The sequence below is a fragment of the Caballeronia sp. 11_S32 genome, from assembly GCF_056930355.1.
The window spans coordinates 870,768-894,826 of record NZ_JBXOWH010000001.1; the positions used below are offsets into that span (position 1 = coordinate 870,768).

23 protein-coding genes are annotated in these 24,059 nt (G+C 62.5%); 15 read left to right on the forward strand and 8 right to left on the reverse strand.

The window, feature by feature from the left end; genetic code table 11:
• Positions 1-17 precede the first annotated feature (17 nt).
• The 9 genes from AC1Z32_RS04040 (at position 18) to AC1Z32_RS04080 (ending at position 9,517) form a co-directional block, all read left to right on the forward strand.
• Positions 18-1,775, forward strand: a complete 1,758-nt coding sequence (locus AC1Z32_RS04040; RefSeq protein WP_483477409.1) for an IlvD/Edd family dehydratase — start codon at positions 18-20, stop codon at positions 1,773-1,775.
• 182 nt (positions 1,776-1,957) lie between these two features.
• A complete protein-coding gene (locus AC1Z32_RS04045) occupies positions 1,958-2,908 on the forward strand; it encodes a dihydrodipicolinate synthase family protein (RefSeq protein ID WP_483477410.1) in 951 nt (316 codons plus the stop codon).
• A 59-nt stretch (positions 2,909-2,967) separates the two neighbouring features.
• Positions 2,968-4,275 carry an MFS transporter gene (locus AC1Z32_RS04050; protein WP_483477411.1) on the forward strand — a complete coding sequence of 436 codons (1,308 nt, stop codon included), beginning with the start codon at positions 2,968-2,970 and terminating at the stop codon, positions 4,273-4,275.
• Positions 4,276-4,282: 7 nt separating this feature from the next.
• A complete protein-coding gene (locus AC1Z32_RS04055) occupies positions 4,283-5,239 on the forward strand; it encodes a 2-hydroxyacid dehydrogenase (protein WP_483477412.1) in 957 nt (318 codons plus the stop codon).
• Between the two features lie 79 nt (positions 5,240-5,318).
• Positions 5,319-6,611, forward strand: coding sequence for a LysR family transcriptional regulator (locus AC1Z32_RS04060; protein WP_483477413.1), 1,293 nt, complete (start codon positions 5,319-5,321; stop codon positions 6,609-6,611).
• Between the two features lie 125 nt (positions 6,612-6,736).
• Positions 6,737-7,402, forward strand: coding sequence for an O-methyltransferase (locus tag AC1Z32_RS04065; protein ID WP_483477414.1), 666 nt, complete (start codon positions 6,737-6,739; stop codon positions 7,400-7,402).
• A 160-nt stretch (positions 7,403-7,562) separates the two neighbouring features.
• Entirely contained in the window at positions 7,563-8,096 is a 534-nt protein-coding gene (locus AC1Z32_RS04070; protein ID WP_483477415.1) for an anti-sigma factor, read from the forward strand.
• Positions 8,097-8,174: 78 nt separating this feature from the next.
• A complete protein-coding gene (locus AC1Z32_RS04075; RefSeq protein WP_483477416.1) occupies positions 8,175-8,696 on the forward strand; it encodes an RNA polymerase sigma factor in 522 nt (173 codons plus the stop codon).
• Entirely contained in the window at positions 8,693-9,517 is an 825-nt protein-coding gene (locus AC1Z32_RS04080; protein ID WP_483477417.1) for an anti-sigma factor family protein, read from the forward strand. The genes AC1Z32_RS04075 and AC1Z32_RS04080 overlap by 4 nt, the downstream gene beginning before the upstream one ends.
• 14 nt (positions 9,518-9,531) lie before the next feature.
• Here AC1Z32_RS04080 and AC1Z32_RS04085 read toward each other — a convergent pair whose 3' ends face one another.
• Positions 9,532-11,109 (reverse strand): SulP family inorganic anion transporter, encoded by a 1,578-nt coding sequence (locus AC1Z32_RS04085; protein ID WP_483477418.1) that lies wholly within the window; start codon positions 11,107-11,109, stop codon positions 9,532-9,534.
• Between the two features lie 81 nt (positions 11,110-11,190).
• Entirely contained in the window at positions 11,191-11,838 is a 648-nt protein-coding gene (locus AC1Z32_RS04090; RefSeq protein ID WP_483477419.1) for a carbonic anhydrase, read from the reverse strand.
• A 267-nt stretch (positions 11,839-12,105) separates the two neighbouring features.
• Between AC1Z32_RS04090 and AC1Z32_RS04095 the strand changes: the two genes are divergently transcribed.
• Entirely contained in the window at positions 12,106-12,933 is an 828-nt protein-coding gene (locus AC1Z32_RS04095; RefSeq protein WP_483477420.1) for an alpha/beta fold hydrolase, read from the forward strand.
• 1 nt (position 12,934) lies between these two features.
• Here the strand turns inward: AC1Z32_RS04095 and AC1Z32_RS04100 are convergent, their stop codons facing one another.
• Together AC1Z32_RS04100 and AC1Z32_RS04105 are read right to left on the reverse strand one after the other, a co-directional pair.
• Positions 12,935-13,789 (reverse strand): polysaccharide deacetylase family protein, encoded by an 855-nt coding sequence (locus AC1Z32_RS04100; protein ID WP_483477421.1) that lies wholly within the window; start codon positions 13,787-13,789, stop codon positions 12,935-12,937.
• Positions 13,786-14,871 (reverse strand): glycosyltransferase, encoded by a 1,086-nt coding sequence (locus AC1Z32_RS04105; RefSeq protein ID WP_483477422.1) that lies wholly within the window; start codon positions 14,869-14,871, stop codon positions 13,786-13,788. Before AC1Z32_RS04105 ends, AC1Z32_RS04100 begins: the two co-directional genes overlap by 4 nt.
• Before the next feature lie 625 nt (positions 14,872-15,496).
• Between AC1Z32_RS04105 and AC1Z32_RS04110 the strand changes: the two genes are divergently transcribed.
• Positions 15,497-15,907: a hypothetical protein gene (locus AC1Z32_RS04110; RefSeq protein WP_483477423.1), complete on the forward strand. Its 411-nt coding sequence runs from the start codon at positions 15,497-15,499 to the stop codon at positions 15,905-15,907.
• A 43-nt stretch (positions 15,908-15,950) separates the two neighbouring features.
• Here AC1Z32_RS04110 and AC1Z32_RS04115 read toward each other — a convergent pair whose 3' ends face one another.
• Positions 15,951-16,706 carry a FadR/GntR family transcriptional regulator gene (locus tag AC1Z32_RS04115; RefSeq protein WP_483477424.1) on the reverse strand — a complete coding sequence of 252 codons (756 nt, stop codon included), beginning with the start codon at positions 16,704-16,706 and terminating at the stop codon, positions 15,951-15,953.
• A gap of 587 nt (positions 16,707-17,293) precedes the next feature.
• On the opposite strand from AC1Z32_RS04115, the gene AC1Z32_RS04120 reads away from it, so the two are divergent.
• Entirely contained in the window at positions 17,294-17,716 is a 423-nt protein-coding gene (locus tag AC1Z32_RS04120) for a hypothetical protein (RefSeq protein ID WP_483477425.1), read from the forward strand.
• A gap of 54 nt (positions 17,717-17,770) precedes the next feature.
• On the opposite strand, the gene AC1Z32_RS04125 is transcribed toward AC1Z32_RS04120, so the two are convergent.
• Positions 17,771-18,028, reverse strand: a complete 258-nt coding sequence (locus AC1Z32_RS04125) for a hypothetical protein (protein WP_483477426.1) — start codon at positions 18,026-18,028, stop codon at positions 17,771-17,773.
• A gap of 151 nt (positions 18,029-18,179) precedes the next feature.
• Here AC1Z32_RS04125 and AC1Z32_RS04130 point away from each other — a divergent pair, with 151 nt between their 5' ends.
• A complete protein-coding gene (locus tag AC1Z32_RS04130) occupies positions 18,180-20,861 on the forward strand; it encodes an excinuclease ABC subunit UvrA (protein ID WP_483478198.1) in 2,682 nt (893 codons plus the stop codon).
• Here AC1Z32_RS04130 and AC1Z32_RS04135 read toward each other — a convergent pair.
• The gene (locus tag AC1Z32_RS04135) at positions 20,844-21,380 is read right to left on the reverse strand and encodes an HD domain-containing protein (RefSeq protein ID WP_483477427.1); all 537 of its coding nucleotides are present in this window, start codon (positions 21,378-21,380) and stop codon (positions 20,844-20,846) included. The genes AC1Z32_RS04130 and AC1Z32_RS04135 overlap by 18 nt on opposite strands.
• Positions 21,381-21,437: 57 nt before the next feature.
• Complete coding sequence (locus AC1Z32_RS04140; protein WP_483477428.1) at positions 21,438-22,154, reverse strand: YdcF family protein; 717 nt, start codon at positions 22,152-22,154, stop codon at positions 21,438-21,440.
• A 410-nt stretch (positions 22,155-22,564) separates the two neighbouring features.
• Here AC1Z32_RS04140 and AC1Z32_RS04145 point away from each other — a divergent pair, with 410 nt between their 5' ends.
• Both AC1Z32_RS04145 and AC1Z32_RS04150 read left to right on the forward strand, forming a co-directional pair.
• Positions 22,565-22,816 carry an acyl carrier protein gene (locus AC1Z32_RS04145; protein WP_061159162.1) on the forward strand — a complete coding sequence of 84 codons (252 nt, stop codon included), beginning with the start codon at positions 22,565-22,567 and terminating at the stop codon, positions 22,814-22,816.
• Positions 22,813-24,057 (forward strand): acyl-CoA dehydrogenase family protein, encoded by a 1,245-nt coding sequence (locus tag AC1Z32_RS04150; protein ID WP_483477429.1) that lies wholly within the window; start codon positions 22,813-22,815, stop codon positions 24,055-24,057. The genes AC1Z32_RS04145 and AC1Z32_RS04150 overlap by 4 nt, the downstream gene beginning before the upstream one ends.
• The last annotated feature ends 2 nt before the right edge of the window (positions 24,058-24,059 follow it).

The following is a 24,059-nucleotide window of genomic DNA, read 5'->3' on the forward strand; positions in this document are numbered from 1 at the left end:
CGGACGACAGTGCAACCATGACCGACACATTCAAGAAAAAGCCCAGCGACGGTTCCACCCAACCGAGCGGCCTGCGCAAGTCGCTGACAAGCTACGGAGACAACGGCTTCTCCCTCTTTCTGCGCAAGGCGTTCATCAAGGGCGCGGGTTATACCGACAGCGCGCTCGATCGCCCCGTAATCGGCATCGTCAACACGGGCAGCGCGTATAACCCGTGTCACGGCAACGCGCCGCAACTCATCGAAGCCGTGAAGCGCGGCGTGATGCTCGCGGGCGGCCTGCCGATGGACTTCCCAACGATCTCGATCGCCGAATCGTTCTCGCAGCCCACGAGCATGTACCTGCGCAATCTGATGTCGATCGATACGGAAGAGATGATCCGCGCGCAGCCCATGGACGCCGTCGTGCTGATCGGCGGATGCGACAAGACCGTGCCCGCGCAACTGATGGGCGCGGCATCGGCGGGCATTCCCGCGATTCAACTCATCACGGGTTCGATGCTCACGGGCTCGCATCGTGGCGAGCGCGTGGGCGCGTGCACCGACTGCCGCCGCTATTGGGGCCGATTTCGCGCAGAGGAGATCGACGAAGCGGAAATCGCCGCGGTCAACAATCAGCTCGTCGCGAGCGTCGGCACATGCTCGGTGATGGGCACGGCGAGCACGATGGCGTGCATCGCCGAAGCGCTCGGCATGACGGTGCCGGGCGGCGCATCGCCGCCGGCGGTGACATCGGATCGCATGCGCATCGCCGAGATGACCGGCACGCAAGCCGTGCAGATGGCGCGCGATAACCTCACCATCGACAAGATCCTCACCGCCGAAGCATTCGAAAACGCGATGCGCGTGCTGCTCGCCATCGGCGGCTCGACGAACGGCATCGTGCATCTGACTGCTATCGCCGGACGCATGGGTTATGACGTCGATCTGAAAGCGCTCGATCGCATGGGACGCGAGACGCCCGTGCTCCTCGATCTGAAGCCTTCCGGCGCGCATTACATGGAGGACTTCCACAAGGCCGGCGGCATGGCCACGTTGCTGCGCGAATTGAAACCGCTCCTGAACCTGAACACGCTCACGGTCACCGGGCGCACGCTCGGCGAAGAAATCGAAGCTGCCGGACCCGCGTTCGTGCAGGACGTCGTGCGCCCGTTCGACAAGCCGATCTACCCGCAAGGCGGGATCGCCGTGCTCGAAGGCAATCTCGCGCCGGGCGGCGCGATCATCAAGCAATCCGCGGCGAACGCAAAGCTGATGGAGCATGAAGGCCGCGCGGTCGTCTTCGAGAACGGCGCTGATCTGGCGGCGCGCATCGATTCCGAAGACCTCGACGTCACGCCCGACGATATTCTCGTGCTGAAGAACATCGGGCCCAAGGGCGCGCCGGGCATGCCCGAGGCGGGCTATATCCCGATTCCGCGCAAGCTCGCGGTGAAGGGGGTGAAAGATATCGTACGCGTCTCGGATGGACGCATGAGCGGCACGGCGTTCGGCACCATCGTACTGCATGTGACACCGGAGGCGGCGGTGGGCGGTCCGCTCGCGCACGTTCGATCAGGCGACCGCATTCGGCTCAGCGTGTCGAAACGCGAGATCAGCTTGCTGATCAGCGATGAAGAGCTTGCCGCGCGCGCGAAAGCATCGCCGGTCAGCGTGCCGAGTGCCGACCGCGGTTATCGCAAGCTGTTCTATGACACGGTGACGCAAGCGGACAAGGGCGTCGATTTCGATTTCCTGCGCGCAACGCAGATTCGAGGCGTGACACCGCGCCGATGAACGCGCTTTGCCAGGCACACCGTCAAGGCCACTTTCGAGTGGCCTTTTTTTCGTCCATCGCCATCCAAACACAAGACATAAAAAATTTTTGAGTTTGAAGCAAGCGGGCCCCTGTTCTTCCATCTTTTGCGCGCGGCGATACTGGCCTCCATCGCAAAGAACCTGAAAGGAGACGCTTCATCATGACCTCGCCGCATGGCTTTCACGGCGCATTGTCGCCAGTGCTCACGCCGTTCAACGAAGACGGCTCGCCTTCGGCCGAGCGCTTCATTCGGCACTGCCGCGCGCTGCTGAATGACGACGTCGGCCTCGCGGTCTTCGGCACCAATTCGGAAGCGAATTCATTGAATGTCGCGGAGAAGCGCGGCCTGCTCGATGCGCTCCTCGAAGCAGGCTTGCCCGCCGCACGCATGATGCCGGGCACGGGCGCATGCGCGCTGCCCGATACGATCGAACTGACGCGCCACGCGGTAGCGAACGGATGTGCGGGCGTGCTGATGCTGCCGCCGTTCTACTACAAAGGCGTGAGCGACGAAGGACTCTTTCGCGCGTATGCGAGCGTAATCGAAGCAATCGGCGATGCGCGCCTGAAGATCTATCTCTATCACATTCCGCCTGTCGCGCAGGTCGGCCTGAGTCTTGCCCTGATCGAGCGCCTGCTCAAGGCGTATCCCGGCGCGATCGCGGGCATCAAGGACAGCTCGGGCGACTGGAGCAATACGGCCGCGCTGATCGATGCGTTCTCCGCATCCGGCTTCGAAGTCTTCGCGGGCAGCGAGACCTTCCTCTTGCGCACGTTGCAGGCAGGCGGCGCGGGCTGCATCACCGCGACGGGCAATGTGAACGCCGCGGCTATCTCCCGTCTCGCGCGGGACTGGCAAGCCGTCGATGCACCCGCGCAGCAGCGCCGCCTCGACGAAACACGCGCAGTGTTCCAGCGCTTCCCGATGATCGCCGCGATGAAGTCCGCGATCGCGTGGCAATCCGGCGACGAAGGCTGGGCCACGTTGCGTGCCCCGCTCGTGGAACTGGATGCATCGCAACGCATGCAACTGGAAAGCGCGCTGACGGCGATCGGCTTTCGCATTCCGCATGCGGCGGAACTCGCGATATCGACCGAAGCCGCGCACTGAAGGCGCACACAAGCGAGCACATAAACAAAACAACGCTCTGCCCCAATCAGGAGACAAACTTGTATAACAGTACATCCCTGCCCGCGTCGATCGAAACGAACGATGCCGATTCGATCTTCAAGCGCGTCGCGTTACGCTTCATGCCGCTGCTGTTCGTCGGCTACGTGGTCGCGTATCTGGATCGCGTGAATGTCGGCTTCGCGAAGCTGCAAATGCTCAATACGTTGCATTTGAGCGAAGCGGTGTATGGCCTCGGCGCTGGCCTCTTCTTCGTAGGCTATTTCTTCTTCGAGGTGCCGAGCAATCTGCTCTTGCATCGCATCGGCGCGCGACGCTGGATAGCGCGGATCATGGTCACATGGGCCCTGCTTTCGATGGCCACCGCATGGGTCTCCACGCCGATGCAGTTCTATGCCGTGCGCTTTCTGCTCGGCGTCGCGGAAGCGGGCTTCTTTCCCGGCATGGTGCTCTATCTGACGTACTGGTTTCCATCGCATCGGCGCGGGAAGATGGTCGCGCTGCTGATGGCGGGCAATCCGGTGTCGGGACTCATCGGCGGCCCGGTGTCTGGCTACATCATGCATGCGATGCAGGGCACGTGGGGCTTGGCGGGCTGGCAGTGGCTCTTTATCATCGAAGCGCTGCCCTCGATCGTGCTGGGCTTCGTGATCCTGCGTCATCTCGACGATCGCGTAGCCGACGCAACGTGGCTCTCCGAACGCGAAAAGAGCGTGATCCTCGATGAAATCGCCGCCGACACCGCCACGCACACGCATGGCTCGGTGCGCGCCGTGTTCACGTCGGGCCGCGTGTACCTGATGTGCCTGATCCTCTTCGGCATCGTGATGGGCTCGTATGCGATCGGCTTCTGGCAGCCGACCATCCTGCGCTCGACGGGCATCGAGGACGCATTCATCATCGGTCTGCTCACGATGATTCCCTACTCCGTCGCGCTCGTTTCGATGATCGTGACAGGCAGGCACGCCGATCACACGCGCGAGCGGCGCTGGCATGTGGCAATACCCGCGCTCATCGCAGGATCGGGCTTCGTGTTGTGCGCGCTGTTCGGTTCGTCGTCCGCGATCTCGGTGCTCGGGCTCACGCTTGCGACGGCGGGCGTCATCACCGCCTTGCCGATGTTCTGGGCGCTGCCCACCGCGTTTCTAGGCGGCACGGGCGCGGCCGCGGGGATCGCGCTCATCAATTGCACGGGCAATCTCGCGGGCTTCATCAGCCCTGCTGTGATCGGCTGGCTCAAGACGGTCACGCATTCGCTATCATCGGGACTCTTCGTCGTCGCGGCATCGCTTGTGGTGTCGGCGCTCCTGATCCTGGTGTTCGTGCCCGCGCGGCTCGTCAATAAATGAGGCATCGATGTCTGATTGCATCGACATGAAAGTGAGCTTGCCGCCGGTGCTGCGCATCGGCGATTTTCCGGCGAACGCGCATGCACTGCTGCAAGCGCGCTTCGCGCCCGTCTCGCTCGCGGCTATCGACGCGGATGACGCGTTGCGCGAGCGCGTCGGCGCGATCGTCACACGCTCGAACTACGACATCGACATCGCGTTGATCGAGCGGCTGCCTTCGCTGAAGATCATCGCGACGAGCGGTGTGGGCTTCGATCGCATTCCCGTCGAGTTCGCGCGTGAGCGTGGCATCGTGGTTGCGAACACGCCGGATCTGCTCAACGCGGCAGTTGCCGAGCTGACCATCGGGCTCATGCTCGCACTGTTGCGGCAATTGCCGCAGGCCGATCGCTTCGTGCGCTCGGGCGCGTGGTCGAAGGGGGCGTTTCCTCTCGGGTCGAGCCTTGCGGGCAAGCGTGTCGGCATCTTAGGCATGGGACGCATCGGCAAGGAGATAGCGCGGCGGCTCGCGCCCTTCGATGTCGATATCGCGTACTACGGACGCACGAAGCAGGCGCTAGCGCATGAATGGTTCGCGCATCCGAATGAACTCGCGCGCTGGTCAGACATTCTCATCGCGGCGTGTCCCGGCGGCAGTGAGACGCGGCATCTCGTCGATGCCGCCGTGCTCGACGCACTCGGCGCGAAGGGCATGCTCGTGAACATCGCGCGCGGTTCCGTCGTCGATGAAGCCGCGCTCGTGCAAGCGCTGGAACGCAAAGCCATAGCGGGCGCGGCGCTCGATGTGTTCGAATGCGAGCCGCTCGAAGCGTCGGCGCTATGCGCTTTCGATAACGTCGTGCTGAGTCCGCATATCGGCAGCGCGACGCACGAAACGCGGCTCGCGATGGCGCAACTCACCATCGATAACATCGTGTCCTTCTTTGCAAGCGGAAAGGCCATTACGCCCGTTGTATCGGCTTGACGCGAGTGACCGTGCGTCGAGAGGCGTTACCATGCGATAAATCAAACTGATAGCTATCGCATTCACGCGCCCTTCGCACATGGACAATCGAGAACTGCTCAACCTCGCCTACCTGCGCGCATTCCGCCTCGTCGCGCAGACGGGCAGCGCCACGCGCGCCGCCGCCGCGCTGTTCCGTGCGCAATCGGCGGTCACGCGTTCGCTGCAGGAACTCGAAGCGGCGGTCGGCGAGACCTTGCTGGAGCGGCGTTCATCGGGCATGTTGCCCACACCCGCGGGCCGCGCGGTGCTGTCGAGATGCGAGCGCATCTTCGGAGAACTCGAGGAACTGGCGCAATGGTGCGCAACGCGGCAGTCGCGCCGCCGCAGCGCAGCGGGCGGCACGCTTCCCGCCTTTCTGCTCAATACGCGGCGTCTGCAACTGTTCTCCGCGCTCGCGCGCCATCGTCATATGCCGAGCGCCGCGCAGACCTTGGGTCTCAGTCAACCCGCGGTATCCAGCGCCATTCGCATCATGGAAACGGGCGCGGGCATGCAACTGTTCTACCGCAGCCCGCGCGGACTGCTGCTCACGAGCGAAGGCGAAACCCTCCTCCTGCATGTGCGTCGCGCGCTGAACGAACTGCGCCACATTCCCGACGATCTCGCGGCCCTGCGCGGCACGATTCAAGGTTATGTCACGGTGGGCGCGCTGCCGCTCGGACGAACGCTGATTCTGCCGGGCGCAATCGCGCGCGTGGCCGCGCAATATCCGGGCGTGCGCATCGTGACGGACGAGAGTTCATATGAAACGCTCGTCGCGGGACTGCGTGCGGGCGATATCGACTTCGTGCTCGGCGCGCTGCGTCAGAACGATGCATCGAGCGGGCTCGTCAACGAACGGTTGATGTCGGAGGACATCGTCGTGATCGCGCGGCGCGGGCATCCGCTTGCTGGCGCGAGCGGCTCGACGCTCAAGGATCTCATTGACGCGCAATGGATCTTGCCGCGCAGTCAGGCGCCCGCGCGCGGCATGTTCGAGGCGCAGTTCAAACGCTGGAAGCTCAAGCCGCCCATGCCCAGCGTCGAAACGGCGGATCTCGCGGTCATTCGCGGTCTTTTGATGCACACGGATATGCTCGCCGCCGTGTCCGCGCAGCAGTTGCACTACGAGTGCGAAGCGGGCCAGCTCGTGGTGATGGACATTCCCCTGCAAAACACGCAACGCGAGATCGGCCTCACGATGCGCGCGGGCGGCACGCCGTCGCCGGCAGCACGCGCATTGATCGATGCGATACGTCTGACCGTCGATCAGCTCGGCCATGACATGCGCCGCGGATCATCCGTGGTGTCCAAAACCGCTATCGGACGCGCCGAACAGAAGAGTTTATGACACTGAATGTGTCACCCCGATTGCGAAGTACTTACGAGGCCATCTAAATCATTTATCGCAGCAACGGCCCTTATTCGTGCTGTATCGTGTCGTTGACGCGACCACGGCAACGGCGAGGAGATGCGATGAACGAGCAGCAATGGATTGCGATGGACGAGTACTTGTGCAAGCAGACACAAACTCCCGACGAATCGCTCGAAGCAGCCTTGAAGTCCAGCGCGGAAGCGGGCTTGCCCGCGATCAACGTCGCGCCGAATCAGGGCAAGCTGCTGCAGATGCTCGCTGGCCTGTGCGGCGCACGGCGCATTCTCGAACTCGGCACGCTCGGCGGCTACAGCACGATCTGGCTCGCGCGCGCCCTGCCCGCCGACGGCACGCTGCTCACGCTCGAAGCCGACGCGCATCATGCGGATGTCGCGCGTAAAAATATCGAGCGTGCGGGCTTGTCGGGCGTCGTGTCGGTGATCGTCGGCGATGCCGCCGACACGCTCGAAGACTTCGCGCGCGACGGCATTCCGCCTTTCGATTTCATCTTCCTCGATGCCGACAAGCAAAGCTATCCCGAGTACCTGCGCCTCGTTTTGCGCCTCAGCCGTCCAGGCACGGTGATCGTTGCCGACAACGTAATACGCGGCGGCCGCGTCGCGGACGCCGGCAGCGCCGATCCGGACGTCATCGGCGTGCGCCAGTTCTTCGATATGCTGGCCAAGGATTCCCACGTGTCGTCCACGGCGATTCAGACAGTCGGCAGCAAGGGATGGGACGGATTCTCGATCTCGATCGTCTCCTGAGCGGCGTCTACAACGATTTGCGTTCAGCGACAATAAAAAATAATTCCCGGGCGGTTCCGGACTTTTTTTTCGCCCGAGAAAATAAATCGGATCGCCGATGGAATAAAACGCTCGTCCTGAAGGTTAGCGCATCGAGAGCTTATGAACATCGATGCCCAACATGGACGACCCGCTGACCTTCTCCGATAACGGCCTTTCGCCGGGCAGGTGCCTGAGAAGTGTCCTGCGGCACGTGTTCATCGGCACATGCGCTGCGATCGCCGTTGCAGGCTGGTGCACGCCAACTCACGTATCCGCCGATATGCTCGATGCCGCCGCCGTGATGGCGCTGATGGAAACCTCGAGCCAGCGCGGCACGAACGTGCGGCCGCTGGTATCGCACGATCCGCATTTCGTCGAACTGACGCCCGTCGGCCTCGAACCGATTGCGACCAGGGCGCGGCGTGCAGGCGAACTCACGCATATCGACGAACTCGACTACCGCAACGCGGCGGGCGATGCCGTGATCCTCCTGATCGCGTCCGCGCCATTCGCGAGCGACGAGCCGCAATGGAGCGCGCAGCGCGTGGGTGATATCCGTCTGCTTTCGTGGACCACGCAAGGTAAGCGCCACGTGCTCGCAGGGCGCGCGGACACGCGCGGACTCATGCGCGCCGCCGACGCGTTGACATTCGCGGCCCGGCAGGCGGAATAAAATGCGCTCGGTCTTGTTCATATATCCATAGGCGCGGCGGCGAATGCTCGCGCCATTCGATAGATGACGGATAAAACGATGGACATCCGCGACGAATTGATGGACCACGTTCCGAGATTGCGCCGCTATGCGCGCGCGCTCCTGACCAACCGGGATCTCGCGGACGACCTCGTGCAGGACACGATCGAGCGCGCTCTGTCACACACGAAGAGGTTCGAAGCGGGCACCGATCTGCGCGCGTGGCTATTCACCATCATGCATAACGTATTCGTGAATCAGGTGCGCAAGGCGTCGGCGCGCGCGATGCATGTTTCCATCGACGACGATGATGAGATAAGCGAACGCGAGTTCGCCGCGCCGGGCAACCAGATCCGCTCGCTCGAGGTGCGCGATCTCGACTACGCGTTGCAGCGTCTGCCCGCCGAGCAGCGTGAAGTCGTTCTGCTCGTCGGGCTGGAAGAGATGAGTTATGCGGAAGTGGCGAACGCGCTCGATATTCCCATCGGCACCGTGATGTCACGGTTATCGCGCGGACGCGAGCGCCTGCGCGCGTTGATGGCGGGCACGCAGCCCAGTGCGAAACTGAAGGTGGTGCGATGAGCGATCGACAAACCCCGATCAGCGAAGAAGATCTCCACGCGTATGTCGATGGCGCGCTTTCGGCCGAGCGCCGCGAACAGGTCGAGCGCGCGATCGAACTCAATCCCGCGTTGGCCGCGCGCGTGAGCGATTACTTCTCGCTCAACAACATGTTCCATGAGCGCTACGACCGCGTGCTCAACGAACCCATGCCCGCGCGCTTGCGCACGTTGAAGAAGCGGCCCGTACTGAGCGCGCCGAACTGGCCGCAATTCGCGGGCATGGCGGCGGCGCTCGTGCTGGGCATCGGCATTGGCATCGGCACGAACATGGCGCGCGATCCGGCGCCGCTGTCCGGCGTGAATGCATCGAACACGCGTAACGTGAGCGCCGAGGGCATGGAAAGCATGGCGCGTCAGGCCGCGATCGCGCATGTCGTGTACATGCCTGCTGTCGACCGTCCGGACGATATCGGCAAGGACCGCGATCAGGACTTCGTTCAGTATCTGTCGAACAAGCTCGGCACCGACGTGCATCCGCCTCTGCTCACGAAGAGCGGTTTCGAATTGATGGGCGGGCGCATTCTTCCCGACGAAAACGGCCCGACCGCGCAGTTCATGTATCGCGATGCCAAGGGCGAACGCGTGACGCTCTGCATCTCGCATCGCAAGACGCGCACGAACACCACAGCGTTCAAGCTGTATCAGGACGGGCCCGTGAACGTCTTTTACTGGATCGATGGCGATTTCGGTTATGCGGTGTCGGGCGGCATCGATCGCAAGGTGATGCTCGAGCTCGCGCACGATGTCTATGCCCAACTAACGCCATCGACGCCGGGTTGATCTCGCGCGCTCGCCTACTCGGATGTCATGCCTTGCCTCGTCAGTCCGAGCCATCGTCCGCGCACGGCAGGCATGCCCGCTTGCGACTGCGCACGCGGCAGCTTCCTGCATTCGACATGCATGCCGCGCGAAGGCGCCGCCGCCACGAACTTTTCGATCTCCTCGCGCACGTCGGGATCGATATAGTCCGCGCGCGATGCATCGAAGATCACCGTCGCGCCATCGGGAATTGCGCGCAGATGATGCTTGAGCGTCACCTTCGCGAGAAACGACACGTCCTTGCGGAACGAGAGCAGGTAGTGATCGTCATGCTGCGCAATCGTGATCGGACGCTTCAGATTCGCGCTGATCGCGAGCAGGAGACTGCACGCGATGCCGAGCAGAATACCCATCAGCAAATCCGTCAGCAATACGCCGGCAATGGTCACGATGAACGGCGCAAAACGTTCGATGCCTTGCTTCGCGACCGCCGCGAACAACGAAGGCTTGGCGAGCTTCAGCCCCGTGAAGATCAGGATGGCCGCGAGACAGGCGAGCGGAATCAGGTTGATCACGCTCGTGAGCGCGAACACGCTCACGAGCAGCAGCGCCCCATGCACGAAGGACGACCAGCGGCTCTGCGCGCCCGCATGCACGTTTGCCGAACTGCGCACGATGACCGACGTGATCGGCAACGCGCCGATCGCACCGGCCATCATGTTGCCGATGCCTTGCGCCTTCAGTTCACGGTCCGGATGCGCCGCGCGCTTCTTCGGATCGAGTTGCTCCACGGCTTCGAGGCTCAACAGCGTTTCGAGACTCGCGACGATAGCGAGCGTCAACGCAAGCCGCCACACATCGGGATTCACGAACTGCGAGAAGTTCGGCAATGCGAGCGCATGCGTGAACGCGGCGAACGACTCGAGCGACGGCAGCGCGACGCGATGTTGCGCGGGCGGTGCGAAGCCCGGCGCGAGCAGATCGAGCAGCAGCGTCACGCCGATGCCGAACGCGACCACCGCGAGCGGCGCGGGCACGGCACGCACGAGCGCGAAACGGCGCATCGCGCGTGTTTCCCAGCCTGCCAGCATCGCGAGCGATACGACGGCCACCATGCACGCCGCCATCGATATCGGGCCGAAGGGCGTGCCGAACATGCCGGGACCGCTCGCGGCCGGCGCGCCGTGATTCGCGAATCCGGCGGCCAGCGGAATCTGCTTGATGACGAGCAAGAGGCCGATCGCGGCGAGCATGCCCTTGATCACCGACGAAGGCACATAGGCAGCAAAGCGCCCTGCCTTCAGCATGCCGAAGCCGAACTGGATCGCGCCTGACAGCAGCACGGCGAGCAGAAACGCGGAAAAGCTGCCGAGTCCCGCGATGCCGTCGACGACGATCACGATGAGACCCGCGGCCGGGCCGCTCACGCTGAGTTGCGAACCGCTCAGCAGTGCGACGACGAGGCCGCCGATGATGCCGGACAGCAGCCCGGCGAACGGCGCGACGCCCGATGCATTGGCGATGCCTAAGCATAGCGGCATGGCGACGAGAAACACGACAGTGCCCGCGAATACATCGCGCGGGAAAGTGGCTAGACGGTTACTTGAGTTCATGATTTTTTCGAACGAGTTGGGGCCTGCGAAGGTCGCGAAAGCGACATCGCATCAGGAAGCGATCGATTGGATTGAGCCGCTCTAAGCGGCCTGAAGCGACGAGACCTGCACGCGTTCGGCGTCTTGCGTTTCGCCTTCTTCCGAGTAGCCGGAAGCGAGCACTTTGATGAGGCCGTCATGAAGGCCGAAGATCCATCCGTGAACGAGCGGCGGCTCGTCGCGGTCGCACACGACGGCGTGCTGCCGCAACAGACGCACCTGCTCGAGCACGTTCAGCTCGGCGAGACGATTCGCGCGTGCATCGAGCTCCGAGAATGCATCGAGCTCGTTGCGATGCCGCTCGCCCAATGCGCATAGCGGCGCGATACGGCGATTCACGTGCGGCAAGTCGCTCGATTGCGGCAGGAGCGAGGCGCGCACGCCGCCGCATCCGTAATGGCCGCATACGATCACGTGATCGACTTTCAGCACGCGCACCGCGTATTCCAGCACGCTCATCGTGTTGTCATCCGAAGGAGAAAACAGGTTCGCGATGTTGCGATGAACGAACAGATCGCCGGGATTGGCGTTCGTCACCGTTTCGGCCGGCACGCGGCTATCCGCGCAGCCGATCCACAACACCTTGGGACTCTGCCCTTGCGCTAGACGCGGAAAGAATTGCGCATCGGCATGCGCGGTCTCGCGTGCCCAGGCAATGTTTTCCAATAGCATTCGTTTCGGTCTATTCATGCATTTCTCTCCGGGATCAAAAAGGGCCGCATCTGCGTTGCAGCGCGGCGAGTTCCTTACGAATCACTTTCGCAGAAAAAGTTCGGCGGCGTCCAGAGAAAAAAATCAGTCGAATGGATCGCGCTTTTTCAGTTGAACCGATCAGCATTTCGTGGCATGCCTGACATCGAAAATGATGCATTCGATGGTCGGGTTTTATCGCTCTTTGGATTGAGCGTGCACCGCGTCTGTTAATCTCTATCGCTCCATGCTCAGCCCGCACGCAACATGAACAATCCAGCAGCAAGCAGCGACACGACACGGTTCGTCGAATTGAATGACGGCGCCAGTGCGCTGCGCATCGAGTATCAGTGGCTGAATGCCGAACGCGCCGATGCGCCCGTCGCACTATTCCTGCATGAAGGACTGGGATCGATCGCGCTGTGGAAAGACTGGCCGCAAATGCTGTGCGATCGCCTGAAGTGCCGGGGTCTTGTTTATTCGAGACCCGGCTATGGGCGTTCGACGCCGCGACAGCAGGGCGAAAAATGGCCGGTCGAGTTCCTGCATCTGCAGGCACATGATGTTCTGCCCGCACTGCTCGATGCGCTCGATATCAGCGCCGAAGAACGCTCGCGCATGTGGCTCATCGCGCATAGCGATGGCGGCACGATCGCGCTGCTCTATGCAAGCGCCTTTCCTGAAGCGCTAGCCGGTCTCGCCGTCATGGCGCCGCATGTGTTCGTCGAGCCGATGACAGTCGAGGGCATCGAAAAAGCCCGCGTCACCTATGAGACGACTTCGTTCCGAGAGAAGTTGAAGGCTTACCACTGCGACGTGGATTCAGCCTTTTATGGATGGAACGATGCGTGGTTGAATCCCGCGTTCCTGCATTGGGACATCACGGACGAGATAGCATCGATCAGCCGTCCCTTGCTCGCCATTCAAGGTTACGACGACGAATACGCATCGATGCTGCAACTCGACAAGATCAAAGCGGCGGTCGATCATGCGCAACTCGTGAAGCTCGCGCAGTGCCGCCACTCGCCGCATCGCGATGCGACCGATGCGGTGAACGATGCGATTGCCGCTTTCGTGCAGTCGCATCGCCGTTGAATCAACGCTTCATGCTTAGATAAGCGCGGCTGATCGCGGGCCGCGTATGCACCCATAAGCGCGACGCCAGCCATGACGCCGGCCGATCGCGCACTTCCAGTCGCTTGATGCTGTGCTCGGCATCGGAGGATGCGGAGCGATCCAGCGGATTCGCTCCGACATTCGTGCCGGTATGGCAGGTATAGAAGTGCCTGAAGCCCGCGTTCAATGCGACTTCGCGATAGTCGTCGTCGTAATAGCCTTGCGGCCAGCACAGATGATCGGATACTTCTCCGAGACGCGTGCGCAATGCGGCACGCGCCGCGCTCAGATCTTCATGCAAGCGCTCGCGTTTCTCGCCTGACGTGCCCGTGACCTGATCCCATCGCACATGCGTGTGCGTGTGGCTATGAAACTCGAAAGTGCCGGCTTCGCGCATCGCTTCGATTTCGGACCAGCGCAGAATGACATCGTCGGCGCGGCCGTTTTCTATGGCGCGTTCGCCCGCGTGATGATCGAGCAATGGCGGAAGCCCCGAACTACCATTCGTTGCATTCGGACGCACACCGCCTTCGCCGGGCCAACTGCTCACGAGAAAGCACAGCGCGGTGAAGCCGTGGCGCTTCAATACCGGATGCGCATGCACCCAGTTGTCGAGATAGCCATCGTCGAATGTTATGACAATGGATTTTGCGGGCACGTCCTCGCCGCTCAGGAAAGCCGCGAGCTCGGCCGAGCCGATCGTGCGATAGCCCGCGCTCGCAAGGTAATCCATTTGCGCCGCGAAATTCGCGGGCGTCACGGTGATCATGCCGGGCGACGTGCTGACGTGGTGATACATCAACACGGGCACGGCGCGCGCCTGCCTTTTGCTCATCGGCGATGTCCTCGCTCCTGCAACGCGCGCCGATAAAACAGCGCCGTTTCATACGCCATGTCACCGACAGTGAAGCCGCGCTCGGTGATGCGCAGACCTTCACGCTGAAGGCGCTGCCGCAACACGGGATCGTCGATCATGCGAGCGATAGCCGCGCGCAATGCAGCCGGATCATGAGGCGGAACGAGCAGCCCGTTCACGTTGTCTTCGATGAGTTCCGGCACGCCATCGACATGCGTGCCGATGACCGGCAAGCCCGCCGCCATCGCTTCGATGAAAGCCTGGCCCAGCGCTTCCTGATGCGTGGGCAGCACGAAAAGATCGGAGCCGCGGAAAATGTTGGGCACGTCGGTGCGAAAGCCCAGTACGTGAATGCGCTGCGCGAGCCCGAGGCTATCGACCATGCCCTTGATGCGCCCGAAGAGCGGACCATCGCCAGCCATCACGATATGCAGGTTCGGATGCGTGTCGAGCAGCGGGCGCACCGCGGCGATCAGATCTTCATGACCTTTCTTGTCGCGCATGATCGCAACCATGCATGCGATGAACGCGTCCCGCCCGAGGCCGAGTTCCTCGCGCAAGGTCGAATGCGCGACCGGCTGCGGCTTGGGTATGCCGTCATAGATCGTTTGCACGCGCTTCTCCGCGACGCCCGCGGAAATCAGATAGCGGCGGACGTAGTGGCTCACCGCGATCACACGATGCGGGATCCACGTATAAGTCGCAAGCGAGGAAATAGGCAATGCGAGATGACGTGTGCGCACGATGAGCGGTGTTCGCGCGAGACGCGCCGCCGTGCCGGCGACGAGACTGTCGTGACCGCTATGCGTATTGAGCACGTCGAATGCGCCGCGCCGCAGGAGCGCTTTGACGCGCAGCATCGACTGCATGTCGCCGCCGCCGCGCATGCGTGCGTGATGAACCGCGAAACCGAGTTCCGAGCATCGCTGTCCGAGCCGCGCGTCGCTCGGGCAAATCAGTTCGACGGTATTACCGCTTTCGCGCAAAGCCACCATCTCCTTCAGGGTGCGGATCTCCTGACCGCCCCATCCCGTCGACGACTCGCTATGTAAGATCTTCAAATGCCCGGTCTCCACACTCCGGCAGCAATATGCCGGAAATTTTTGGTAATAATTCGAATGCCTTTCTGCCCTTAGCCGTTCGTAAAGAAAAAGCAAGGGATTTGATAAACCTTGAAGAAGGTTTATCGATAGGGACGCCAGATTTGCAAGCTTGGTGAAAGCGCGTAGCCGGCAATGCTCGACAAGACCAATCGATATTTCTCTTGAGGTCGATTGGCGTGGTCCGCAAGCGACCGGATGACCTGACGAGCTAACGGCTAAGGAAAGAGATTGGTTGACGCGTAACTGGCGGTTTTGTCAGTTTCGGTCATTGTGATCTTATCGTGAAAGCGGGTTAGGCGAGCGTCTAATCCCTGCCAAGCGCGGGCCCTTAAGCCGGTGATAAGAAATGCGAAAGATGCGCAAACGTTTGTGCCTTGCTTCACTAAGAACTTGTTCGTAGCGGCGCCATGATACATGCCAATGACGGACGCACTTCCTCAATATTTCGAGTAAGGCTTACCACTGATTTCCCCGAGGCAAGAATTTGCTTCGCGGTGCCGAAGCGATTCATCGGTCAACTTTTCCCGGCAGCAAGCTGCGGCTCTAGCGTGATAACTTGTATCGATGTCCATGGAGAAAACTCATGCTGCTCTCCGATGAAGAACTGGCTCGCCTGCAATCCGTTGCGCCCTTCCTGCGAAACGAAGCGCATGCGGCGCTGCAGGCGGAAGCAAACTATGACGTGACGATGGAACTCGAATCGCATCTGCAACCGGGCCTGCGCATTCGCGCGCCGGATTCGCCGCAAACGATCGCTGACGTCGATGCGCCGCCGTATGCACTCGATCTGTTCGTCGGCTTGCCATTGCGTGAATTGCGCGCACTCGCCCATGCCGACGACGCTGCGCGCGAAGCGGAGCTTGCGCGATTCGGCGCGCGCTTTTCCCCGCGTCTCTTACGTGCGATCGCCAAGATGACGCCGCATGAAATCGATCTCGTTGCTGGCGTGCAGAGCGCAGCGGGCACGCTGTCCGTCATGCTCGACGAAGACTAGACAGTCTGCGTTTCGATTAGGTTTTGCGGCCAGACGGCAACCCTCAGACAGCGTCCTGCGCTTTCGCCGACGCTTCTTGCGCACGCCGCAAGCGCTCGCGGCTGTTCGACAGATGCATGCGCATCGCCGCGCGGGCCGCTTCGGGATCGCGACGCTCGATCGCATCGTAGATATCTTCGTGCTCGCGGTTCACCCGGTCCAGATAGCTGCCCGGATCGTTATGCGCGAGCGCCGCCGAATTGACGCGCGTGCGCGGAATGATCGTATTGCCGAGCTGGCTCAGGATGCTGTGGAAATAGCGGTTGCCGGTGGCCTTCGCCAGCTCGAGATGGAACGCGACATCGGCGGCAACCGCATTGCCCTCGCCCGCTTCGACTAGCCGCTCGAAATCGTCGAGCGCGCGGCGCATCTGCGCGAGGTTTTCATCGGTGCGGCGCATGGCGGCGAGACCGGCAGCCTCCGCTTCGAGGCTGATGCGCAGCTCGAGAATAGCCATCACGTCGCGCACGGTGAGGTCGCCCGCGGAATCGATCTGGAAGCGGTCCTGATCGCCCGCTTCGAGCACGAAGGTGCCGATGCCATGCCGCGTTTGCACGAGACGCGCCGCCTGCAGCCGGGAGATCGATTCGCGCACGACCGTGCGGCTCACCCCGAGCTGCGCCATGATCTCCGATTCCGTCGGCAGCTTGTCGCCGGGCTGCAGCGCGCCGCTGCGAATCCGCTCCGACAACTCGGCGACCACTTCCTCGGTGAGATTACGGGAACGGCGAAGCGCGCCGGACGCGAGTGCTTGGGACATTGGAAGGCCGATCTTTGTATGCTCGATGGCCCATTATAGGGCGCGCGGCAGCTTGTACGATGACTATTGACCCGGCCGGTATTTTGAATGCCAGATTCTCGGCCCGTTTTGCGATCTTTAGAATCTGCACTCGCTCCAATCCAGCGATGACGACACGCCAATCTTCAGTCGTCGAAACATGCTTGAAAATCATTGGATTGGGGCCAAAACAAACCGTTGATAATCCGTTTGTTGGGGCGTAAAGTTCAAGTACCGCATGAAGTGAAGACGCGCAAGCCAGACGGCATCAGCCTGCATCCGGCGGTGCCTGTTCGTCTGGAAGAAGCGCAGTTCGCTTTATCGTCCGGCTCGCGAATCCATGCCGCATCCGTTGGATTCGCCATCATCTCGCGCAGTCGCGGGCCTGAGCGCAGCGGTTCACCGGCTCGTCGCCGCGCGTGTCTATGCGCTCGATCACGTAATTCGGCGCGCGCATCGCGCTCACTCGTCATTCAGGCGGCAGCCGGGGCAGACCCGGCTTCACATTCGTCGGATTCACGGCGATACTGAGGCGCGGCATCGAGGGTTGCAGGCAAGGAGACGAGCAAATGATGCGTGAAGTCAGCGGAGCGTTCTTTGGCTCCCGTAAGCTGGATGAAGCACTGGAAGATCTACGCGCGGAAGGCATCGCGGGCGACCGGGTCCGCCTGGCGAGCATGAGCGGTTTCGCCGATTTCCATTCCTCGCAATCACAGAATGCCAGCTCGCAGACGCAGTGGATCGCGGCGGAGTACGCCGGCCACGGAGAGCATCTCGGGGTGGTCGATACGCACGAATATCCATTCGGCCTCGACGTTTCCGGCGACGACATCCTCCCGTCATTCGGCGCGGACGTGGGCGATCCCGACGCGGGTTGCAGCATTACACGCGTGATCGTCAGCATTCGCGACGAAGCCGAGATGCGCGCGGTCTGCGACATCTTCTCCCGCCTCGGCACCGACGATATCGACGTGGAAGGCGCCCCGGCCTGATCGGCGATATACGAAGTCCACACGATGGCGCTCGCGCGCCATCGTCTCAGCGCGTCATTGCGCAGGCGATGCGGGCTTCACCTTCTTCTTGTGCTTGAAGTGAAAGCCGCCCTTGTGCGTGCTGCCGGGTGCGGACGTGTTATCGCCACCCACGGTGGGCCCGGCCGTCGCCGCTCCGTGCGCGTTGCCGCCTCCCGAGCCGCCATTGCCGTTGCCGCCCGATTGCGCCATCGCCACGCCCGCCGTGCCCGACACGCCTATCGTCGCGCCCGCCGTCAGCGCGAGTACGAGCCTCCATCCAGCTGTCCTCATTTTTTCCCTCATCGATCGGTTGATCACGTCCGCGTGCATTTCGAATGCAAGATGCATAACGCAAAATGCCATCTGGTATCTGGCATGCTGCATGCACGCCCTCATCTCCGTCGCCGCACGCGGCCCTTTCGAACCGCTACTCACCCTGCCCATGGATGTCCGCAAAGCCCGATCACAGTCCGTCGCACGCGACGATGCCGCACCCGCATCGCGAGCAGGTTTCGTGCGCGTTCGCGGCGCGCGCGAGCACAACCTGAAGAACGTCGATGTCGACGTGCCGCGCGACGCGCTCGTCGTATTCACCGGCGTGTCGGGTTCGGGCAAGTCGTCGCTGGCGTTCGGCACGCTCTACGCCGAGGCGCAGCGGCGCTACTTCGAGTCGGTCGCGCCGTATGCGCGGCGGCTCATTGAACAGGTCGGCGTGCCGCAGGTCGATTCGATCGAAGGTTTGCCGCCCGCTGTCGCGCTCCAACAGCAGCGCGGCGCGCCGAATGCGCGTTCGTCGGTCGGCAGCGTGACGACGTTGTCGAGCCTCGTGCGCATGCTGTATTCGCGCACCGGCAGCTATCCGCCAAAGCAGCCGATGCTCTATGCGGAGGATTTCTCGCCGAACACGGTTCAGGGCGCGTGCCCCGTGTGTCACGGCCTCGGGCGCGTCTACGGAGTCACGGAAAAGTCGATGGTGCCGGACGACTCGCTCACGATCCGCGAGCGCGCCGTCGCAGCCTGGCCGCCCGCGTGGCACGGACAGAATCTGCGCGACATCCTCGTGACGCTCGGCTACGACGTCGATACGCCCTGGCGCGACTTGCCGAAGAAGGACCGCGACTGGATCCTCTTCACCGAGGAACAGCCGACGGTGCCCGTCTATGCGGGCCTCACGCCTAAGGAAACGCAAGCCGCCTTGAAGCGCGGCGCCGAGCCGAGTTACCAAGGCACGTTCACCGGCGCGCGCCGCTACGTGCTGCATACCTTCGCGCACACTCAAAGCGCGCTCATGAAAAAGCGCGTGTCGCGCTTCATGATCGGCAGCGATTGCTCCGCTTGTCACGGCAAGCGGCTCAAGAAAGAAGCGCTGTCCGTGACGTTCGAAGGACTCGATATCGCCGAGTTCGCGCGGCTGCCGATGAACCGCCTCGCCGATCTGCTCGCGCCAATCGCACGCGGCGAATGGCCGGCCCAAGACGACGCTCCGGGCGCGGCGCTCGCGAAGAAGCATCGCATCGCGGCGACAGCGAAGCGCGTCGCGGCAGGCGGCTCGGCGCACAAGGCCGCGCCGGACGTGCGCCGCACGGCCAATCTCTCCGATGAGAAACGCGCGGCCGCCGAGCGCATCGCCGCCGATTTGCTGGAGCGGCTCGCCACGCTGATCGATCTCGGTCTCGGCTATCTTTCGCTCGATCGCGCGACGCCCACGCTATCCTCCGGCGAACTGCAGCGGCTGCGGCTCGCGACGCAGCTCGCGTCGCAGCTCTTCGGCGTCGTGTACGTGCTCGACGAGCCATCGGCAGGCCTGCATCCCGCCGATAGCGAAGCGCTCTTCGCCGCGTTGCAGCGCCTGAAGGCCGCGGGCAACTCGCTCTTCGTCATCGAGCACGACCTGAACACGATGCGGCGCGCGGACTGGCTCGTCGATGTCGGTCCGGCTGCCGGCGAACGGGGCGGCCATGTGCTCTACAGCGGGCCGCCGGAAGGACTTGCATCGGTGGAAGAATCGCAAACGCGCAAGCATCTGTTCGCGCCGATGCGTACTATCGACCGTGCCGCGCGCGCGCCGCGCGGCTGGCTGCGGATCGAAGGCATCACGCGCAACAACCTGCATGGCATCGACGCGGCATTTCCGCTCGGCGCCTTCACCACGGTCACCGGTATCTCGGGCTCGGGCAAGTCGAGCCTCGTCAGTCAGGCGTTGCCCGAACTCGTCGCGCAACGGCTCGGGCGCGCGCTGGATGACCCGGAAGAAGACGAGCAGGACCCCCTCTTTGCCCAGGCCGATGCATCGGCGGGCGGACGCATCGTCGAAGGCATGGAGACGATCCGGCGGCTCGTGCGTGTCGATCAGAAACCGATCGGCCGCACGCCGCGTTCGAACCTCGCAACCTACACCGGCCTCTTCGATCACGTGCGCAAGCTGTTCGCCGACACGCCCGCCGCACGCAGACACCGCTACGGCGCGGGGCGCTTTTCGTTCAACGTCGCGCAAGGGCGTTGCCCGACTTGCGAGGGCGAAGGTTTCGTGAGCGTCGAATTGCTGTTTCTGCCGAGCGTCTATACGTCTTGCGCGACGTGTCACGGCTCGCGTTACAACCCGCAGACGCTCGAGATCGAATGGCACGGCAAGAACATCGCGGACGTGCTCGGCATGAGCGTCGACACGGCATGCGAGTTCTTCGCCGACGAGCCGAACGTCATGCGCGCGCTCACCGTGCTGCGCGACATCGGCCTCGGCTATTTGCGGCTCGGACAGCCCGCGACGGAGCTCTCGGGCGGCGAAGCGCAGCGCATCAAGCTCGCGACGGAGCTGCAACGCGCGCATCGCGGCGACACGCTCTATATCCTCGACGAACCAACGACCGGCCTTCATCCCGCCGATGTGGACCGGCTGATGGCGCAACTGCAAGGGCTCGTCGATGCGGGCAATACGGTGGTCGTCGTGGAGCACGACATGCGCGTGGCATCGCTCTCCGACTGGGTGATCGATATCGGCCCCGGCGCGGGCGAGGATGGCGGGCGGATCGTCGTGGCGGGCACGCCGCAATGCATCGCGGATCATGCCGCGAGCCGCACGGCGCGTTACCTGAAGGAAGCGCTGGATTCAGGCCGCGCGCTCTGACGGCGCGCCTTGCCGATACGCGTCGTCGAACACGGCTTCGAGGCCCGCATGCGCGCCTCGCAGTTCATCGATGACGCGCTTCGCCCAGTCGAAGTACTCACGCTTTCTTTGCTCGCTCCAGTCCGAAGGCGGCATCGCGAGAATGTCGCGCAGATTGCAGATCTTGTCCGCGAGCTTCACGAGTTGCGCGGACCGACTGATATGCGCCGCATGCTCGATCTGCAGGCGCTTTCGCTCCGCCTTCGGCAAGGACTTGTCGTCCGTCACTTCATCGACGATGCGCGCGACGTCCTCTCCGAACCATTGCACGAGTTCATCGCGCGATGTGTCGGTATCCTCGATCGTGTCGTGCAGCACTGCCGCGAGCAGCACGCGCTCGTCGTCGATGCCGCCTTCGTTGGCGAGCACGTTCGCCAGCGCGATCGGATGATTGATGTAAGGCGACGCCTCCGCGTCCTTGCGGCGTTGATTGCGATGCTTGTCCGCGGCGAACGCGATGGCCCGGATCAGCTGATTCATCGGATGGTCTCTCGTGTGGAATACACGAAGTATATGTCCCGCCCCGACGGCTCAGTCTCAATACAAGCCGATCCATCGCCACACATGAAAGCGCATGATCCCGACCAGTTCATGCAAGGCATTGCTCGAATCGAACCAGCCTCTCAGACGCGGCACCCACCACGTTCTCGCCTGGCGTACGGTCGCGACCGCCGGCTGCGGATGCAGATCGAAAGCATCGAACGCGAGCAGCGCGCGGCGCATATGCAGCGACGATGTTACGAGCACCGAAGTGTCGTATTGCCGCGACCGTAGTAGCTTCTCCGTATTGCGTGCGTTTTCGTATGTGTCGAGACTCGTATTCTCGATGATCAGATCCGAGCGCCTGACGCCGGCATCCACGAGCAAACCTCCATACAAATCCGCTTCGCTTTGTTCATGATGCTGAGGATTGCCTCCGCTCATGATAACGAAGCACGCCTTCTCCGTCTGAACGCAGCGCTTATAAAGCGATGCCGCGAGATCGATGCGCGTCATGGAATCGCCCTTGGGCACGAGACGCCGGTCACGGTCGTAACCGGTTCCACCGCCAAGCACGATGATCGCCGTGCGCGTTTCGAAGCGCGGCTCGTTCATCGAGTCGTAGCCCCGGCTCGCGAGCTGCACGAGCGGTCCCGCGAGCAAACTTCCGAGCAGCCAGAACACCGTGCCCGCGACGAGAACGATTGCGATGCGGCGCTTCTTCCAGACGACGAAGAACGCGAAAAATATCACCAGCAAAGCGATCAATACCAATTACCACACTCCATTCGACAAGGTTTCAAAACGCTTTCATTTAAGCATAGTTTTTGCAAGGTGTATCGCAGGCACAGGCATAAGTTACCTGCATGGCCGGACATGCCACGGCAGGCGTGAGTTTGAACGATTGCAGCGAATCGATGCGTGCTCGATAGCGCACAAAAAGCCGCATCGCTCATCGGAGCACACCGTGCGCCATCGCACGGACGTGTAGCCCTCGTAATCCGTTAAATACGATCAAACAAAAAAGAACGTCAGCGAGTGCGAGGACTTTCGTGAAATGGTCTTCACGAATAGAAGAACACCGCTGTCAATTCGCCCCGGAGCAATGCGACATTCGACAAAAACTCTTCGTCGTGCTCCGGATCAATCGCACCGCTGGCCGGGTACAAGGGAAAACACAGACAATGAAAACTGAATTGCGCCGCATCCTCGCTGAGTCCGCTCGTCTCGACGTGCCCATCGACACGCTTGCCGACGGCGATGATCTCTACGCCGCGGGTCTTTCCTCGCTCGCCACGGTTCACGTGATGCTTGCGATCGAAGACGAGTTCGGCATCGAGATTCCCGATCACATGCTCACGCGCCGCCTGTTCTCGAGCGTCGATTCGCTCGCGTCGGCTGTCGACGAACTGCGTCGCACGCAGGCGGCAGCATGAACGCGCCCGCACAGGAGCTGGAAATCGCCGAGCTCGCGCAAAGCGTGAGCGCGCGCAGCGAAAGCGAGTTGATCGAAGCCGCGAAGCGTGTCGCCGCCATCGCCGCGAAGCACGCCGATGCGGTCGACAGGGAAGCGCGCTTTCCCGCTGAAGCGGTCGCCGCGATGCGCGAGGAGCGGCTCTTCTCCGCGATGATCCCGAAGATTCACGGCGGCGACGGCCTTTCGCTCACCAGCGTCGCGCGCCTGTGCGAGGCGATGGCGCACGGTTGCGCGTCTTCCGCGATGATCTATGCGATGCATCAGAGCCAGGTCGTGTGCATCGTCGATCATGGCGTGAACGTGCCGTGGCAGCGCGACTTTCTCACACGCATGGTGAACGAGCAACTGCTGCTCGCATCGGCTACTTCGGAAGAGAACATTGGCGGCAACATGCGCACGAGCGCCTGCGCGGTCGATCTCGTCGACAACGCGTTCCGCATCGAAAAGCTCGCGCCGACCATTTCATACGGCAAGTATTCGGATGCGATTCTCGTGACGGCGCGCCGTCATCCGGATGCGCCGCCTTCGGATCAGGTCCTCATCGTCGCGCCGCGCGACACGTTCACGCTGGAGCAGCGCGGCACGTGGGACACGCTCGGCATGCGCGGCACGTGCAGTGAAGGGCATCGGCTCGTGGCGAGCGGCGTGGCCGAACAGATCCTGCCCACGCCGTTCTCGAAGATCGCCGACGAAAGCATGCTGCCCGTATCGCATACCTTGTGGTCAGCGGTATGGTGCGGCATCGCAAGCGACGCCGCGAATCGCGCGCATCAGTTCTTCCGCAATCAGGCGCGAGGCAAGCCCGCGTTGCCGCCTTCGGCCGCACGGCTCTCGCAAGTGCTCACGCTCATCAAGATGATGCAGGCGCGCCTGCGCGAATCGCTCGCCAATGTCGAGGCGGCGAGCGCGGCACGCAAGGCGAGCCAGAGCAATGACGACGACGCGCCGCTCGCGGCGTCGATCGGCATCAACGCTGACCTCAACATGCTCAAGCTGGCGATCTCGCAGTCGGCCGTGCATGTCGTGCAAGAGACGCTGATGATCTGCGGCATGGCGGGCTACAAGAACGACACGCCGTTCAGCGTGGGACGCCATCTGCGCGATCTGCATTCGGCGCCTCTCATGATCAGCAATGACCGCATCGAATTGAACACGGCGAATCTGCTGCTTGCGCAGCGCGCCGCAACGGGGACCCTTTGACG